General features: G+C 50.8%; 8 protein-coding genes. 7 read left to right on the top strand and 1 reads right to left on the bottom strand.

Annotated features, from left to right (window positions below; genetic code table 11):
* The first annotated feature begins 23 nt into the window (after window positions 1-23).
* The 6 genes from Q0R57_RS10010 (at window position 24) to Q0R57_RS09985 (ending at window position 5,672) form a co-directional block, all read left to right on the top strand.
* A complete protein-coding gene (locus tag Q0R57_RS10010) occupies window positions 24-965 on the top strand; it encodes a sugar phosphate nucleotidyltransferase (RefSeq protein ID WP_294746890.1) in 942 nt (313 codons plus the stop codon).
* A 32-nt stretch (window positions 966-997) separates the two neighbouring features.
* Window positions 998-2,032 carry a DHH family phosphoesterase gene (locus tag Q0R57_RS10005; RefSeq protein WP_294746887.1) on the top strand — a complete coding sequence of 345 codons (1,035 nt, stop codon included), beginning with the start codon at window positions 998-1,000 and terminating at the stop codon, window positions 2,030-2,032.
* Between the two features lie 322 nt (window positions 2,033-2,354).
* On the top strand, window positions 2,355-2,987 hold the full coding sequence (locus tag Q0R57_RS10000; RefSeq protein ID WP_294746884.1) for a DUF4827 domain-containing protein: 633 nt from the start codon (window positions 2,355-2,357) through the stop codon (window positions 2,985-2,987).
* Entirely contained in the window at window positions 2,984-4,357 is a 1,374-nt protein-coding gene (gene glmM, locus Q0R57_RS09995) for a phosphoglucosamine mutase (protein WP_294746881.1), read from the top strand. The genes Q0R57_RS10000 and glmM overlap by 4 nt, the downstream gene beginning before the upstream one ends.
* A gap of 231 nt (window positions 4,358-4,588) precedes the next feature.
* A complete protein-coding gene (locus Q0R57_RS09990) occupies window positions 4,589-5,077 on the top strand; it encodes a sigma-70 family RNA polymerase sigma factor (protein WP_294746878.1) in 489 nt (162 codons plus the stop codon).
* Between the two features lie 25 nt (window positions 5,078-5,102).
* A complete protein-coding gene (locus tag Q0R57_RS09985; protein WP_294746875.1) occupies window positions 5,103-5,672 on the top strand; it encodes a hypothetical protein in 570 nt (189 codons plus the stop codon).
* Between the two features lie 541 nt (window positions 5,673-6,213).
* On the opposite strand, the gene Q0R57_RS09980 is transcribed toward Q0R57_RS09985, so the two are convergent.
* Window positions 6,214-10,164: an InlB B-repeat-containing protein gene (locus tag Q0R57_RS09980; RefSeq protein ID WP_294746872.1), complete on the bottom strand. Its 3,951-nt coding sequence runs from the start codon at window positions 10,162-10,164 to the stop codon at window positions 6,214-6,216.
* A 653-nt stretch (window positions 10,165-10,817) separates the two neighbouring features.
* Between Q0R57_RS09980 and Q0R57_RS09975 the strand changes: the two genes are divergently transcribed.
* Complete coding sequence (locus Q0R57_RS09975) at window positions 10,818-14,228, top strand: lamin tail domain-containing protein (RefSeq protein WP_294746869.1); 3,411 nt, start codon at window positions 10,818-10,820, stop codon at window positions 14,226-14,228.
* Window positions 14,229-14,232: the final 4 nt, after the last annotated feature.

Raw genomic sequence — 14,232 nt, 5'->3', positions numbered from 1 at the left:
AAACCTTTAAAATATACAGCAAAATGAAACCAACTCTTTTCCTACTTGCCGCTGGCATGGGAAGCCGCTATGGTGGCTTAAAGCAACTCGATGGTCTGGGTCCTAACGGCGAGACTATCATGGACTATAGTATCTACGACGCCATCCAGGCTGGATTCGGCAAAATCGTATGGGTCATCCGCAAGGACTTCGAAGAGCAGTTCCGCACACAGATTCTCGCCAAGTACCAGGGTCAGGTGCCCTGCGAACTCTGCTTCCAGGCCCTCGACGCCCTGCCCGCTGGCTTCAAGGTTCCCGAAGGTCGCGTAAAGCCCTGGGGCACCAATCACGCCGTGCTCATGGGTAAGGACGTCATCAAGGAGCCCTTCTGCGTCATCAACTGCGACGACTTCTATGGCCGCGACGCCTTCATGCAGATTGGCAAGTTCCTCAGCAACCTCAAGGAAGGCTCAAAGAACACATACGCTATGGTGGGCTTCCGCGTGAGCAACACCCTCAGCGAAAACGGCACCGTGGCCCGTGGTGTGTGTGCCTACAACGACAAGCGTCACCTCACCGACGTGGTAGAGCGTACCGAGATTGTGCGCTGCGCCGAGGACGGCTCACAGGCCGGCGCTGCCAACCAGCCCATCCGCTATAAGGACGAGCAGGGACAGTGGCAAGAGCTGGGCGAGAACGTACCCGTCAGCATGAACATGTGGGGCTTCACCCCCGACTATTTCGAGTATTCTGAGGCTTACTTCAAGGAGTTCCTCAGCGACCCGAAGAATATGCAGAACCTCAAGGCTGAGTTCTTCATCCCTCTGATGGTCAACAAGCTCATCAACGACGGCACCGCCACCTGCGAAGTGCTCGACACCACCTCTAAGTGGTTTGGCGTCACCTACGCTGCCGACCGTGAGGCTACCGTAGAGCGCATCAAGAAGCTGGTCGACGAGGGCGTTTATCCTAACAAGCTCTTTTAAGTTAAGAATTAAGAATTAAGAGTTAAGAGTTAATGCTCGAAAATATTCTAACCGAACAAGCGTGCGAGCAACTTCGCACGCTTGTTCTTCATGCAGAAACCATCCTGTGCGTCTGTCACCGCAGCCCCGACGGCGATGCCATCGGCTCTGTGCTGGGATGGAGTGCCTGTCTGCGTCTCATGGGCAAGGAGCCCCAGATGATAGTGCCCGACCAGTATCCCGACTTCCTGCAGTGGCTGCCCGACACGGAGAAGATTATCCGTTACGACAAGCACCGTGAGGGCTGCGACTGGACCATCCAGCATGCCGACCTCATCTTCTGTCTCGACTTCAACACCATCAGTCGCACCGGCGATATGACCGAGGCCCTGCAGAAGTCAACGGCCAAGAAGGTGCTCATCGACCATCATCTCGACCCCGATGTCGATGCCGTGCTCTCCATCTCGCGTCCCAAGGCCTCATCCACCTGCGAGCTGGTGTTCCGTCTGGCGTGGCAGTTAGGACTGTTTCCACAGGCCGACAAGCACTTCGCCGTTCCCGTCTATTGCGGCATGATGACCGATACCGGTGGCTTCACCTTCAACTCCACCGACCCCGACATCTTCTTCATCATCGGACAGCTGCTCACCAAGCATATCAACAAGGATAAGATCTACCGCAACGTCTATCACAACTACTCCGAAAACCGCATCCGCCTCATGGGCTATGTCATGTACGAGAAGTTGGTGTACGACGCACCTCGTCATGCGGCCTATTTCACCCTGAGCCGCGACGACCTCAAGCGCTTCCATTTCATCAAAGGCGACGCCGAGGGTCTGGTCAACATCCCCCAGCAGATCAAGGGCCTCAAGCTCAGCATATCCCTGCGCGAGGATACGGAGAAGGAGAACCTCGTGTGGGTGTCGCTCCGCTCTGTCGATGACTTCCCCTGCAACGAGGTGGCAGCCCGTTTCTTCAATGGCGGCGGACATCTCAACGCCTCTGGTGGACGCCTCGAGTGCTCGCTCGACGAAGCTGTCCGCATCACCCAGCAGGCCATCGCCGCCTTCGAGGACCAACTGAAATAAGATTTTAAGAAACGAATGAGGAAATAAAGAAACGTTTTTTAAAGAAACGAATTAGAATAATGAGAATAATTAATCCACGAGACTTGTCGAAGACCCACGAGTACTCGCAGTAATTGGAATAATAAACTCTTTAATGAGAATAAAAATATATTTATTCTAATTCGTTCTAATTATTCTAATTCGTTTCCAATAAAAAATATATTCGTTTGATTCAGTACATAATAGTTAATTAATGTAGAGCGGAAGCATTTTATTCACCTTTCACCTTTCACCTTTCACCGAAAAGTATTACCTTTGCAGCCGATTAAATAACAATGGCAATATGAAAAGACTTTTCATCGCTTTGACCACACTGTGCTGTCTGGCCGTGTTCGTAGGTTGCGACAACTACGAGACCTACGGCGAGAAGAAGGACAAGGAACGTGATGCTATCAGCAAGTTCATCTCCGACTCTAGCATCGTCGTCATCAGCGAAGAGACATTCCACGCCCAGGGCGACATGACCGACACGGCGAAGAACGAGTTCGTTTACCTCAACAATAACGGCGTCTATATGCAGATTGTGCATAAAGGCTGCGGCTCGCCCATCCGCGACGGCGAGAACACCACCCTCATCATGCGCTTCTACGAGCAGTGCATCATGGACAACTCGCAGATAGGTAACGACACGTCACCCTACCAGCCCGACTATATGGTTGTGAAGCGCACAGGTAACACCTTCACCGCGTCGTTTACCACCGAGGGCACTATGTACAGCACCTACAGCACCACGTCGGTGCCCACGGGACTCATCTCGCCCCTACCCTATATCAACGTAGGCAGGCCACGTACCGCCACCGACCATATCGCCAAGGTGCGCCTCATCGTGCCCCACACCCAAGGCCATACGGTGGCTTCCAGCTATGTTTATCCCTATTATTACGAAATAACACTTCAAAGAACCATTGATTTATGACACTGATTAAGTCTATATCAGGCATCCGTGGCACCATTGGCGGACCAACGGGTGACACCCTCAATCCCCTGGATATCGTCAAGTTCACAACAGCATACGCCACCTTCATTGGTGGAAAGAAAATCGTAGTAGGCCGCGATGGCCGTATCTCTGGTCCTATGGTGCGCGACGTCGTCTGCGGCACCCTCGTGGGCATGGGCTACGAAGTCATCGACATTGGTCTGGCCACCACCCCCACCACCGAGCTGGCCGTACGCTGGCATAAGGCCGATGGTGGCATCATCATCACCGCCTCTCACAACCCCACGCAGTGGAACGCTCTGAAGCTCCTCAATAGCGAGGGCGAGTTCCTCACAGCTGCCGACGGTGCCGAGGTGCTGCGCATTGCCGAGGCCGAGAACTTCAACTACGCTCCCGTAGAGCAGTTGGGCCATGTTGTCAAGGACGACACCATCAACCAGCAGCACATCCAGTCCGTGCTCGACCTGCGTCTCGTCGATGTCGAGGCCATCCGCGCCCGTAAGTTCCGCGTCTGTGCCGACACCATCAACTCTGTTGGTGGCATTATCCTCCCCAACCTGTTCAAGGCCCTGGGTGTCGACTTCGAGATTCTCAATGGCGACTGCACCGGTCAGTTTGCCCATAACCCCGAGCCCCTGGAGAAAAACCTGCAGGGCATCATGGAAAAGATGCGTCAGGGCGGTTTCGACCTTGGTATCGTGGTTGACCCCGACGTAGACCGTCTCGCCTTCATCTGCGAGGACGGCAAGATGTTTGGTGAGGAATACACCCTCGTCTCTGTCGCCGACTACGTGCTGTCTCACGACAAGGGCAACACCGTTTCTAATCTGAGTTCTACCCGCGCCCTGCGCGACGTCACCGAGCGTCATGGCGGCAAGTACACAGCTGCTGCCGTTGGCGAGGTCAACGTCACCACGAAGATGAAGGAAGTGGGTGCCGTCATTGGCGGCGAGGGCAATGGTGGAGTCATCTATCCCGAGAGCCACTATGGTCGCGATGCCCTTGTAGGCATCGGTCTATTCCTCAGCAGCCTGGCACAGAAGGGCATGAAGGTTAGTGAGCTGAGAAAAACCTTCCCCGACTATCAGATAGCCAAGAACCGCATCGACCTCACCCCCGAGACCGATGTCGACGCTATCCTCGTCAAGGTCAAGGAGATGTTTGCTGCCGACCCCGAGGCCACCGTCAACGATATCGACGGCGTGAAGATCGACTTCCCCACCAAGTGGGTGCACCTGCGCAAGTCCAACACCGAGCCCATCATCCGTGTCTATAGCGAGGCACAGACCATGGACGAGGCCGACGCCCTCGGCAAGCGCCTCATGCAGGTGGTCTACGACATGCAGTAACCATCATGTTACTTATAAATAATGCGCACTGGCCCATTTGATATGAGTCAGTGCGCTTTGCGTTTTGATGCCTTTGATGTTTTGACATTAAAAACAAAAAAAATATTTTGTGAGTGGATGAATACGATATCAAAGTAAATAAAATTATTCCTCTTGTGTAAGTTTTCTGATTGTCGTGCGACTAATGGGATAAAGAGTTCGACGAAGTCACACGATAACAATGATATAAAAATGAACAAAAGCGAATTAGAACAAAGGTTTCTTAGCCTGGTGGACAGCTATAAGCAGGTGATATATAAGGTCTGCTTCATGTATGTCACCGACGACGAGACCATCAACGACCTCTATCAAGAGGTGGTGCTGAACCTCTGGAGGGGTTTCCCTAAATTCCGAAACGAGAGCAAAACATCGACATGGGTGTATCGCATCAGCATGAACACCTGCATCTCACGCCTGCGCCACAACAATAGGCAACCAGAGACCGTGAGCCTGACGATGTCGATGGCAGACCTCTTCCCCGAGGAATCGGAAAGGGAACAACTGCAAGAACTCTACAGGCTCATCAGCCAGCTGGGAGAATTGGAACGCGCGCTGATTCTGCTGTGGCTTGACGATAAGAGCTATGAAGAGATAGCGGAAATCCTCAGTATCTCGGTCTCGAACGTGGGAGTGCGCATCAACCGCATCAAGGCGAAACTAAGGGAGATGTCCAATCATTAACAACCAATTAAATCAGAAAACAATTATGGAACTACAGGATTTGAAACAAAGATGGAATATGCTCGACGAGCGACTCTCGAAGAGTGAGGTATATAACAAGCGTGCTTTGCAAGAGATCATCAAGGGCAAGAACAAGACGACCTACGAGAAGCTATACAAAAGTGCGATATTCAACTTCTTCTACACATTATTTATCGCAGCTGGCATCGTACCGTTGCTACATATCAAAGGAATATTCCACGACACATCATTCTACATCTTATTGGCGGTCTGTGTTCTTGGCGTAGTGATGGTGATTGGCCGACTGGCTGTGCTTTCTCGCTTCAATGTCATGAAGACACCTGCCGAGCAACTCAGCAATCTGGTCAACTACAAGCGTTGTTATTTCTATGAGTCGGTGATTGGCGCACCTCTGGCCGTCTTTGGCATCTGTGCCACGGTATTCATTGAACACACGGCTTCGCCACTCGGACTGTTCTTTGTCAGCCTCGGCGTACTCGCAGGAGGATCGTGTGCCTACTTCGGATGGAAGAAACACAGGAATACGATGGTGGAGATAGAGCAGAATCTTGAAGAACTCAAGAACTTCGAATAAACAAAGAAGGCTGCGAGTAAGCGAGAACAATGGCAAGCTTGCTTGAACATTGTCGAGCGAGAGCAGACTAGACCGCGCTCGAGCTTCGCTCGCTTGCTACCGAAGGGACGCAAGAAGGTCAAGGGTAAAACGAAGTGCACCGACTCACTGTTTGAAGTGGGCCGGTGCGTTTTCGCAGGTGACGTCTCGTCGCGAGTCGTGCTGCATCAGAAATTGTCAATAAGGTATAGCTAAAATAGAATTTACTGAAAAGATTTATTAAATCTGGGTGCAAAGGTACAACAAAAAATCCGTGTCCGGATGGGCACAGACAAATAATCGGGCGGTTTCAGACAAATAGTCGGATGATTTGTCACACAGAAACCACAGAAAGCACAGAAATTTATATTAAAGGGCTCGCAGATAGCGCGGATAACGCAGATGTTTTTAAAGGTCCCGCAGAAATAAAAGAAATAAAAGAAATTTTTTCCTGTGGAAAAATGGCTCTTGGGTATGCGCAGCCTATTTCTGCTATTTCCTTTATTTCTGCGGGACAATTAAATTACTTAATCACAACCTTTTTACCTTTATATATATGCAGGCCCTTTTGTGTGGGCTTTGCGTTGAGCTTACGTCCCTGCAAATCGTACCATGCGGCGGCAGCCTTTTCTGTGATTTCCGTGATTTCTGTGTGACCTATTCCATTCTGTGTGCCCTGCTCATCGAAGGTGATATTGAAATCGGTGATTTCCCTGGCCGAGGCAGCACCGTCTTCACCTATCTTGAAGTAGGCACGGAAGGCACCAAGCTCGGGAGTTGCCACGACTCCAGACTCTGGGTCGTATACAGGCTCGGGGTAGTAGAGCTTGTTGGCAGCGCCGAGGAGGAGGATGCTCGTGTCGGTCTTGTCGAAGCGGGTCCAGCCGAAGGTGCCGGTGAAGCGTACTCGGTCTTCGCCAGCGACGCCGTTGTCATAGCCCTTGTTGGTGAGGAAAGCAGCTACCTTCTCTTCGTTGCTGCTACCAGCACAGGCGGCAACATTGGCGATGGTGGCATTGAGGAATATGGGGTCTTCGATGTTCTGAGGAGCGACAGCCCACTTAATAATATAAGGTACACCAGCCTCGAGTATTGATACAGGTTCGCTGAACGTCAGGTTGAGGGTCTTGTCGGTGATGCTGGCAGCGATGAGCTGACGGGCCTCAAGGTTTTTCTCCTCGTTCTCTACGTCTTCACCGAAGTCGAACGAGCTGCCCGCAAGGGTCAGGTCGAAGGGCAAACAGATGGTGTTCCAGTCGCCATCGCGGAAGAGCTTGCGACCGCCTATAATCAGGTTGCGTGTCGTGTTGCTCCAATTGCACACTATATCGAAATTGAGGTTGGAACTGTCGTAGAGGTCGTCAAACTTAATCTGGTTCACCCGCGCCTCACTATCCTTGAACTTCACCAATATCTTGTTGTATTGGTAGGGGAAGGGATAATTAGGAGTGAACAGATAGTTGGTGGTTACCTCACTGGCACCGGCGAGTGGCGTCACGGTATAGTCGTAGGCATAATCGTAGGCATAATCGTCGTCAGGATCCACCACGTCTTCCTCACCAGCAGGCGATGTCAGTTCAAAGTCGTACTTGCCGTCGAAGTTCACGTCGTAGCATTGCTTGAACCTACCAGTTTCAATGTCTTCCTCGGCGTGGAGATAGCCCTGGAGCGTCTGCATCAGGATATACACCATCTCGTTGATGACAATGGTGTCTTCTACAGTAACCGAGGTCAGGTCGAGGGTGAAGGTCTCTCTCGGGGCGGTATGGGTGGTGACGGTTACGTCGTCCTCAGGCATGACGAAGAAGTAGTCCTTGTTGTCGTCATTGGGCTTAACTTCCACCGTGCCGCCACCAGCCTTGGTGACGGTGAATCCCGACACGTATGTTCCTTCTTCCAGATTCTCGCCACCCCAGCTCAGCCATACGGTCGCACCTGGGTGAACGTCAGTATCTTCGGTTATTTTCTTAATCTCTGGGGTTTCATCCTCATCATCGGCCTCTTCCTTGTAGTAGGCTTCGCTATGTCCGTCGGTGGTGACTTTTAACTTAGCATCCGGATTCAGCATCTGCGCAAGCGTGATCTTTTTGTTCGAACGTCTATTGCTGAGGTTACCAAAGAGATAACCGATGATTTCGACCAGGCGGTCTTCGTTCAGGATGGCATCGTCATAAACAATCTTGTTTACCATGAGATATTTTTTTTCCACAACGGGAATATATACGTAGTCGCCTGTAAATCCACAGAACGCATTTGCAGTAATAAGAGTTACGCTGGCGGACAGGGTGACATCCTTCTTAGCATTACGAAACACAAATTTAGCAATGGTAGCAAGCAGGGGGCTGTTGCTCAGGTCTATGTAAGCATTGGCACCATAGAAAGCATCTTCTTCAATAGAGGTAAGCTGGCTGCCTGTTGCGGTAGCGATGCTGACACCAGGATTGTTTTCTGAAGTAGAAATATAGGTAAAAGCATCCTTTCCGATGGACTTCACATTGGCGGGAATGGTGATGTCAGACGTTATTTCGCTGAGGTCATTGAAGGCATTTTTGCCAATGTGCGTCACGCCCTCTCCCATAATCAGCGTCTTGATTGTGGCTCGATGATTGTACCAGGGGGTGTTAAACATAGTTTCATAATCCGTCATCGCACCACTGCCGCTGATGGTGAGTTTGTCGTATTTCCCGTTTGCCGCGCTGCTGGTCAAGGTCCACGTTAAGTTCGTGCCGCACGAGCCGGTGAGTTCGTAGTCCCAGACAGCATACAGAGTCAGGTCGTTCAGCAAGGGGTTGATGACATCGTTTGGCTGGTACTCAACGCTGCCATCAGCACTTGTGGCCCAGCCCAGGAAGCTATGACCTGTATAGGTGAAGCCGCAGGCAGGGATGGAATAGGACGTTCCGCCATCGTGTGTAACGGCAGCCATTGTGCCCTCTGTGGCACCGTTGCCATTGAAAGTCACCGTACAGCTGTTTTTCTGCCACTTGGCATAGAGAGGCAGTATGAAACACTCATCGGCGCCACTGAAGGCCAGACCGTCTCTGCTGAGCACGGTACTGAAGTCGAAAGCCTTGGTACCTGCCGCATCCTTATACCAGCCAAGGAAGGTATAGCCGTCTGCTGTCAGGGCTGTAGGCTGGGTTATGGTCTGCCCAATCGTCGTGTTCACCCATGCAGGAGCCGTGCCGTAACCATTAGCATTGAACTTCACCGTCACGTTGTCGTAGTCAGACAGCGATACCATCTTGATTTTGACGGCCAGACTTGATCCCCTTTTAGAAGTATTTTTGAACAGATAGCTGATGATGTCGGCCTTGCCATCGGTCATTCCGCCGCTATAAGCACTGCCGTTCACTGTAAGTGCCTTGCCTTCTGGCACGGGGATATAAACATGATAGCCCTCAAATTTGCTAAACGCTTTAGGTACGATGGTATCCACGCTGGCAGGCAGGATGACATTACCACCTACGCTTGTGAAAACACTATTGTCAATTTTTGTGAGCAGCGTACTGTTGCTCAAGTCTATATAGGCTTGGGCAGATTTAAATGCATATTTGTCGATGGAGTCGAGCTGGCTGCCTGTCGGAATAGTAATATTGATGACAGAACCAGATGCCGACAAATTAGTAAAAGCAGAGTGGCCGATAGTCTTCACGCTGGCAGGGATAGTGACATCCGTCTTGACATCTTTCAAATCCTTAAAAGCATAATTACCAATGTGTGTCACACCGTCACCTATGTTTATCGTGTTGATGGTATTCCTTTGTTTATACCAGGGGGTTTTACCTGATTTGTAGTCATCCATCGGGCCAGGGCCTATAATACAGAGATCTTTATTCTCTGTTGTTGCAAACTTCCAATCCCACTTCGATTCCCATTTGGCATAGAGGTTCAGGACAAGTTTTTCGTTGTCGACTTCGAATGGCAGGCTATAGTCAAGAGCATTGTTGAAGTTGAAGGGGGTTTTAAACTTCTCATCAGTGAACCAGCCAAGGAAATTGAAATTGATATCCGTTGGGGCGGTGGGTTCTGGCACAAGGTCGTCGATATGCAGATTCAGGGTGACGGGCTCAGGGCTACCTAAACCATTCATGTCGAAGTTCACCTCCACGTTGTCGCTTAGCTGATGGAAGGTCACGGTGAGATAGCAGCCTGTAACTTCTGGCACGTCGTAGTACTCATCACGAGTTGATTCTTTCACTCCTTTCTTTTTGAGTGTCCTATGACTTGTTACTACTCCGTTTTCTTTCTTTTCCCACAACACTTTTTTAACTTCGAACCCAGGGTTGGGTCTTACACGCACACGTTGGGGGTAGTTTAGCAGGTCGTACATAGCTGCCTTACCTCCCTTAAGGTTGCTAGGTTCTGTCACACAAGTGATGCGCAAGGCCCACGTCGTGGTGGCGCTAAGGCACAACAATAACAGCAGGGCGGCGATGCGGCGTGCTGCTGTAGAAAACAGTTTTTTGTTCATTGGTTGTATCATTGGTTATTGTTTATTGTTTAATCTCACACAAATCACAAGATGCCACAGATTTCGCTATCGTCAGCACCGTTGAAATGATGGTTAAGATACTTCGTTTCATTCCCTTATGAAATATTTCGAGTGCAAAGGTAGTGCAAACCGAGCAAAATACAAAATAAATCAGAATTTATTTTTATTATCGAGGTGCAGCCTACATTCGACCGAAGGTCAAAGGTAGTACTAATCCCATAAAACACAAAAGGAATAACAAGTTTTCTTTTACTTTGAAACGAATTTCCCTAATTACTCGTAATTTTTCTAATATTTATTTCTTGGAAACGAATTAGAATAATTAGAACGAATGAGAACGAATAATTTTTTTATTCTCATTAAAGAGTTTTTATTCCAATTACTGCGAGTACTCGTGGGTCTTCGACAAGTCTCGTGGATTAATTATTCTCATTATTCTAATTCGTTTCTTTAAAAATTATCTGTGTTATCTGTGATATCTGTGTGACCTTAAATTAATATCTGTGTGACCCTAAATTAATATCTGTGTGACATAAGAAGAATAGTGTGACTTTAACACAACTTTTTTCGGGAAAAGAACCGCTCTTACGTATTTAATAAAAATAACCAATTATAAATATTATCGAAACATTATGTGGTCAACCATTTTGTCCATCATCGTGGTAATCAACGAACTGATGGCTTCAAACGCAGGAAAAGTAATGAGTCCTGCAACGAATTTCGACAGTTGGATTGAATTGTATAATCCAAGCGAACAGGCTGTGAACCTGGGAGGCATGTACCTGAGTAACGACGCCAGCAACCTGAAGTACTGGCAGTTGCCCAATAACTTCGGCACCATACCCGCCAAGGGCTTCAAGGTGGTGTGGCTGGGCTCGAACAACATCAAGAGCGACCAGGCTCCCTTTAAGCTTGACTGCGACGGAGGCACCATCTACCTGAGCGACAAGAACGGTAACATGGTTACAAGCCAGGAATATCCTAAAGCCATGAGCAGAACGGCGTGGGCTCTGAAGACCGACGGCGGCAGCGAATGGGGATGGACTGACAACGCCACACCGGGCGAGAGCAACGCCACGGCACAGTTTGCCACAGAACGGCTGGCAGCTCCCGTGGTGAACGTGGACAGCAAGCTGTTTAAGAGCTCGCAGACGGTGAAGGTGACAATTCCCGAAGGTGCCAAGCTGATGTACACCACCGACGGCAGTCTGCCAGTGTCGCTGGAAGGCGTGAACCCCTGGAAGGACTGGGTGAAGAACGGCGACTGCGAGGGTACGGATGCTACCTGTCTGGTAACGAAGAACGGCAACAACAACGGCAGGGTGAACAGAATTACCGACGGCGTAGGTGTGGACGGCTCACGTGGTGTGAAGGTGCACTCGGTGGCTAACGCTGCCAACGACTGGACCACACAGTTCTTTGTATATACGCCGGACCACACATGGAGCACGGGAGAAAAATTCCGTTTCCGTATGATGGTACGTGCCGACAAGGCGGCAACCATCACCAACCAGGCTCAGAAGACACCTGGCGAGAATATCACTAACAACGTGGTGGGAGGCAGCTTCCAGGTGACTACGGAATGGAAGGAGTTTGTGTATGAAGGTACCCTGACCAAGGAACAGGCCGGCGAACAGCAGGACTGGGGCTGGGGCTGGGGATGGGGCGGCGGCACCGTGACCTACTCGCTACAGACCATCGCCTTCAACCTGAACAAGGATAAGAGCACGGACAATAACTTCTATTTCGACGATATCTCGTGGGAGTCGCTGGACAACAGCGTCACCAGTCAGGAGAGCGAGAACGGCGTGTTCAACATCTCTGAGACCACCAACTTCACCTTCCGACTGTTTAAGGACGGATACCTGCCCAGCGTGCCGGTGACCCGCAGTTATATCAAGACCAGCAACAACTACACGCTGCCGGTAATCTCAATCGTAGGCGACAAGCGCTACTTCACCGACCCGAAGATAGGATTTGACTGCGACGGCGACGGCACCAACGGTAAGACGGGCAACGGACAGGACCAGCCTAAGAACTACAACCAGGACTGGGACCGTCCCGTGAACTTCAGCTATATGAGTGCCGACGGCAAGATGCTCTTCAACCAGGATGTGAACATCAGCGCCTCGGGTGGCTATACCCGCTCGCTGAAATTCCGCTCGTTTAAGCTGAAGAGCAGCAAGGTGTTTGACGACCACAACCAGTTTGACTACTCGTTCTTCCCACAGAAACCGTATATCCGCAGTAAGGTGCTGCTGATACGTAACGGCGGTAACGACAACTGGCGTCACAACGCACGATTCTTTGACGCAGCACTGGAGACCATCATCCAGCGCTCGGGACTGGACCTTGACGTGCAGTCGTATGTGCCCGTGATAGAATATGTGAACGGTGAGCTGCGCGGCGTCTTCAACATGCGAGAGCCCAACAACGACAAGTATGCCTACGCCAACTGGGGATATGACGACGAGGAGCTCGACGCCTTTGAGAACCTGGAGATGAAGAACGGCAACGACTCGGTGATCAAGCGTATCTTTGAACTGGGTAAGCTAGTGGGTACCGACAACAGCGCCTACGAGGAGATGAAGACGCTGCTCGACATCGATGAGTTTACTAACTACATGGCTGTCACCTTCTTCCTCTACAACGACGACTGGCCCGACAACAACATCAAGGCATACCGCAGCCGCAACGACGGACGCTACCGCTTTATCAGCTTCGACCTGGACTATGCCTTCAAGGGATGCTGGAACTACAGCGACAACAACCCCTTCACCAACTTCGTGAAGTTCAAGGATACCAACAACCCAAGGTCGAGTGCCATCAACAACGAGATAGTAAACTTGTTCCTCAACATGCTGAACAACGATGAATACCGTAAGAAGTTCATAGACACCTACTGCGTGGTGGGTGGCAGCGTGTTCGAACCTACTCGCGCCGCAGAGATCGTGGACGAGCTGCTGGCAGTGGTGAATCAGATGTGTAACCTGATGAAACAGCAGGGACTGAACGACGGACACGACGCAAGCCGATCGGCTACCACCATCAAGAACGAGCTGAAGGGCCGTTCGAAGAAGATGACAAGCTATCTGAAGGACTTTTCTAATGCCAAGCTGAGCAAGGCGGCACAGGCCGTGACGGTGAAGAGCAACACCGAGGGCTCAAGCCTCTTTGTGAACGGCATTGAGGTGCCCTACGGCGAATTCGACGGCTACCTCTTTTCACCGGTAGAACTGAAGGTCAAGGCACCGGCAGGCTATCGCTTCGTGGCATGGAAGGACGGCAGCAGCATCGTCAGCAACGACACAGTGATGACTATGCCGGAAAGCAGCACCGTCAGCCTGACGGCTGTCTTCGAGGCACTTGACGAGGAAAACCTCACGGCACAGGGCATCACTCCGGTACGTATCAACGAGGTGAGCGCTGCCAACGGCATCTATGTGAATGAATACTTCAAACGCAACGACTGGGTGGAGCTGTACAACACAACCGACGAGGCTATCGACGTGGAGGGTATGTACCTTACCGACAACCTGAGCAAACCGACGAAGTACCAGATAACCAAGGGTAACGCGCTGATATCGACAATCATTCCCGCACACGGATACCTTATTATATGGTGCGACAAGCTGGAGTCGACAGGACAGCTGCACGCACAGTTCAAGCTGGATGCTGACGGCGGCACGGTGATGCTGACAGCGGCAGACCAGAGCTGGAGCGACTGCCTGACATACGCTCAGCACCAGAGCGACCAGACGGTGGGACGCTTCCCCGACGGACAGAACGACGTGTTTGTGATGAACATCCCCACCATTGCCAACAGCAACATCGCTTCGAGCTATATGGTGGCTGTGCCACAGCCTGAGAAGACAACGGATATTGACGAGGCTCAAATATCAAACCTCAATTCTCAGACCAAGACTCAGATCTTCAACCTGGCTGGACAGCCCGTGGACAACCCACGACCCGGCAGCTACTACATAGCAAGGGTGACCGACAGCAAGGGACACGTCAGAACGTATAAGTTTATCAAGAAGTAGAGAC

Source organism: uncultured Prevotella sp., assembly GCF_946407605.1.
GTDB lineage: Bacteria > Bacteroidota > Bacteroidia > Bacteroidales > Bacteroidaceae > Prevotella.
The sequence above is the reverse complement of the archived record's forward strand: the minus strand, read 5'-3'. Positions and strand labels throughout refer to the sequence as shown.

What these genes read in the sequence shown, in the direction of transcription:
- Q0R57_RS09985 (WP_294746875.1), top strand. Translation starts at nt 5,103, where the DNA reads ATGGAACTACAGGATTTGAAACAAAGATGGAATATGCTCGACGAGCGA.
- Q0R57_RS09980 (WP_294746872.1), bottom strand. Translation starts at nt 10,164, where the DNA reads ATGAACAAAAAACTGTTTTCTACAGCAGCACGCCGCATCGCCGCCCTG.
- Q0R57_RS10010 (WP_294746890.1), top strand. Translation starts at nt 24, where the DNA reads ATGAAACCAACTCTTTTCCTACTTGCCGCTGGCATGGGAAGCCGCTAT.
- Q0R57_RS10005 (WP_294746887.1), top strand. Translation starts at nt 998, where the DNA reads ATGCTCGAAAATATTCTAACCGAACAAGCGTGCGAGCAACTTCGCACG.
- Q0R57_RS09975 (WP_294746869.1), top strand. Translation starts at nt 10,818, where the DNA reads ATGTGGTCAACCATTTTGTCCATCATCGTGGTAATCAACGAACTGATG.
- glmM (WP_294746881.1), top strand. Translation starts at nt 2,984, where the DNA reads ATGACACTGATTAAGTCTATATCAGGCATCCGTGGCACCATTGGCGGA.
- Q0R57_RS10000 (WP_294746884.1), top strand. Translation starts at nt 2,355, where the DNA reads ATGAAAAGACTTTTCATCGCTTTGACCACACTGTGCTGTCTGGCCGTG.
- Q0R57_RS09990 (WP_294746878.1), top strand. Translation starts at nt 4,589, where the DNA reads ATGAACAAAAGCGAATTAGAACAAAGGTTTCTTAGCCTGGTGGACAGC.